General features: G+C 32.9%; 4 protein-coding genes. All 4 read left to right on the top strand.

All coding sequences use genetic code 11. The features are described 5' to 3' along the window. Positions 1-57: 57 nt before the first annotated feature. On the top strand, positions 58-540 hold the full coding sequence (locus tag Q0614_RS04985; RefSeq protein WP_298786970.1) for a hypothetical protein: 483 nt from the start codon (positions 58-60) through the stop codon (positions 538-540). Between the two features lie 16 nt (positions 541-556). Further along, positions 557-763: a hypothetical protein gene (locus tag Q0614_RS04980; protein ID WP_298786969.1), complete on the top strand. Its 207-nt coding sequence runs from the start codon at positions 557-559 to the stop codon at positions 761-763. A 16-nt stretch (positions 764-779) separates the two neighbouring features. After that, positions 780-1223, top strand: coding sequence for a hypothetical protein (locus Q0614_RS04975; RefSeq protein ID WP_298786967.1), 444 nt, complete (start codon positions 780-782; stop codon positions 1221-1223). Positions 1224-1225: 2 nt separating this feature from the next. After that, the coding region (locus Q0614_RS04970) for a hypothetical protein (RefSeq protein WP_298786965.1) at positions 1226-2014 on the top strand (789 nt) is incomplete at its 3' end.

Genomic DNA, 2014 nt, shown 5'->3' with positions numbered 1-2014 from the left:
AGGCGAATATAAACATATCGTAAAATTTAAATTATTAAATTTCTTAAGGAGGAGAGAATGGCGTTTGTTGCAGAATATATTTCTAAAGAGGATATTAAGAAATATGATATTATAAATCGTGTAGATCAGTGCTTGGTAAAATATCATTATAATCCACAAAAACCCTATCAAATAAAGTGGTTAGACTGGGTCATCGACAGGCAAAGAGATATTTGGCTTATCTTTGTTTGTAGCCCGCATCTGCCTGATCCAAGAGACGGATATACCGGAGAGGAGATTTGGCTGCTTTATTATAAAGGTAGAGAAATCGAGCTTGATATAAGGCGAATTTATGATGAGACAACGAGTAAATATTTCACGGAAAATCCATTTAAGGTCAAATATAAATTCCAAAGCATAAATTCTGACATTGGAGATATTTCGATAGACGAGCTTTATAAAATTTTAAATGAAGCCTTGTCTGAGTATGGTAGCGGCGGTATTGAAAATAGGGAATATGTTCCAAAAGAACACGAAGTCGTAACTTTTCTGCACGATTAAATATAAAGGATAAAAAATGACGAGTAAACAAGCCGATCAAATTTTAGCAGATATTGCAGACGGTAAAGATGTGCGCACCAGTAGCGGCGCTAAGGTAACCGCTGAAAATTTTGAGAAATTTTTTCTAAACGATATGGTTAGAAAGCTGGGCACTAAAAGCGAAGGCGATATCTACGAGCATATAAGCGAATATAAATATGTCGTAGATATAATTAAATATTAAATTTAAGGAGTAGAGAATGGCGTTTGAAAATGCAATCATCACGAAAGAGGATGATGAGAAGTATGGATTGAGCAAAATTTTTTATCAATATAGTCCGTATTATGAAGATCCAACAAAATATTGGGTCGTTGATAGGCAAAGAAAATGTTGGTTTATGTTAATAAAACGTTTTCCGAGCGAAGAATATGATAATGGTTATGGCAGTAAAAAATTATGGAGATTGTATTATAATGGTGATAGTGTAAATATTATTTTGGATTATAAATATGATCAAAAAATAAATGGTAAGCTATTTGAAAGAGTGTGGGTAATATTAGGTTTTGAGGCTATAGAAGTAAAGGTTTTAGAAGATAGCGATATTGTATCGTTGTTGGAGGAAATATTGATTAAATTTCATTTTAAACCATACTGGGAGAGCCAAGATAATTTTACAGTAACATTAATAGATGCTAGGAGATAAAGATGCACACATTAACAATTAAAGAAATAGATGAACTTTTGGATAAAGTACAATCTAAACAAGATATCATAAAAATACTTAATAAATTAAGTGCTGAATCGGAAGGAAAAAAATCTGTTCTTTTCAGCGGTATTAGCGAGAATGAGGAAGATCTAAAAAACGCGATTGAAAAATTTTATAATGACAAAAATTTTAGAATGATAAATAAAACTCAGGCAGCAAAATTTCTAGATATAGACAATGAAAAAAGTGTCAAATTTAGAGAGGCGTTAGAAAGGGTATTTAACACTACTAGAGATCCGAGCTTTGATGTTATAAAAGAATATCGAAAACGTGGCTCTGAGCTCAATAAATTTTTTTACGATGTTGGTAAAAAAGACAGTGGCTTATGGGATATAACCTCTAGGCGCTTTGCCTCCGAAATTAAAGGCGAAATAGTGACTGCAATAGGAAAAGACGCCCAAGTCGAGAGAACATTCTATCAAACCGAGCTTCCCGAACTTCTCAAAAATAAAAACATTACTAAAATCAACGGTATGGACAAAGCAGACTTCGCTTCTAAACTAAATTCCTACGCTACCGATAGAGAAAAACTGAATTTTATAATAAGCGACAGAAAGACAGTGTTGGAAATCACCGGCAAAAGCGATCTATACGAGCTAAATCAAAAAGACTTCGAAACCGCTAGAAAAAATATCAAATATAATGAGATCTTGCATACCAAAACAAAAGATTTGATCGCCTATCAAAATCAAAAAGCGAGTGGTAATACCGAACATACGATAGGAAAT

The sequence above is a fragment of the uncultured Campylobacter sp. genome, assembly GCF_937997595.1.
Taxonomy (GTDB): Bacteria; Campylobacterota; Campylobacteria; order Campylobacterales; family Campylobacteraceae; genus Campylobacter_B.
This window is presented reverse-complemented; position numbering and strand designations above follow the sequence as displayed.